The sequence below is a fragment of the Synechococcus sp. R8-2 genome, assembly GCF_047461715.1.
In the GTDB taxonomy this organism is placed as follows: Bacteria; Cyanobacteriota; Cyanobacteriia; order Thermostichales; family Thermostichaceae; genus Thermostichus.
The window spans coordinates 1-881 of record NZ_JANSHQ010000508.1; the positions used below are offsets into that span (position 1 = coordinate 1).

Below are 881 nucleotides of genomic sequence, written 5' to 3' on the forward strand. Positions count from 1 at the left end.
GCTCGTGCCTCGGCTTCCGCCGCCTGCTGCACCACCGTCGCGTAGTCGCCAAACGCCGTGCCGTCGTCGGCGTAGCACACCACGTGGTCGCCCTCCACCCCTAGCCACAGCCCGGCAACCTCCAGATACACCCATCCCCGCGCATCGGGCGGCTGGAGCCGGTAAGTGTCCCCCACCAGCCGGTAATCGAGCAACCGGAGCTGCCGCTCCCCCCGCCGCCCGAGGTTGTCCACAATCACGTACTGCGCCACCCCCGCCCGTGCGTAGTGCGCCACCTTCCGCACCACGTCGTTCTCCCGCGTCTCCGGCGACGTAATTTCAATAATCAACGCCGGTCGCACCCCCTCTTCCGCCACGTCAAAGGTGCTCCAATCCCGTCGCTCACGCAGCCCCGGAATGACCATCACGTCCGGCCCGTGCGGCCGCAGGTCGGGCACGTCCCACGCCACCCGCACATCACTCAGCACGATGGCCTGCCCGTGCGGTTCGAGCCGGGCACGCAGCACCGCCGTGAGGTACATACGGTCGGTTTCGTGACGGTCACTGTGCACGATGAAGTCTCCCACTTCGGGGTGCAACACGTCTTCGAGGGTGAGCGGGACCTGTTCGAGGTGGTCGGGGTCGTCGGGGGTGGGGCGACGGACGTAGCGCCAGCCGTAGCGGAAGGGGTCGTCTTCGGGGAGCGGGGCAGGTGCGGTGGCAATCGGATGGGTCATTGCAGTTCCTCCCTGGTGTGGTAGGTGGGTCTGCCGGTATTGTAGCACAGCGCTGGACGTGATGCAGGCGCGACGGTGTCGCCTTGATGGGCTGAAGATGGTGATGATGGTGGTGTGTGCAAGCCATTGCGTGTTCCGGTGTCAGCTAAAAATGTGCTTCCGTAT

1 protein-coding gene is annotated in these 881 nt (G+C 65.8%); it reads right to left on the reverse strand.

Going from position 1 to position 881, the window contains the following annotated elements; genetic code table 11:
* Positions 1 to 716, reverse strand: a 716-nt coding sequence (locus NW819_RS11640; protein WP_414413842.1) for a Uma2 family endonuclease, incomplete at its 3' end; no start/stop codon positions are given.
* Between the last annotated feature and the right edge of the window lie 165 nt (positions 717 to 881).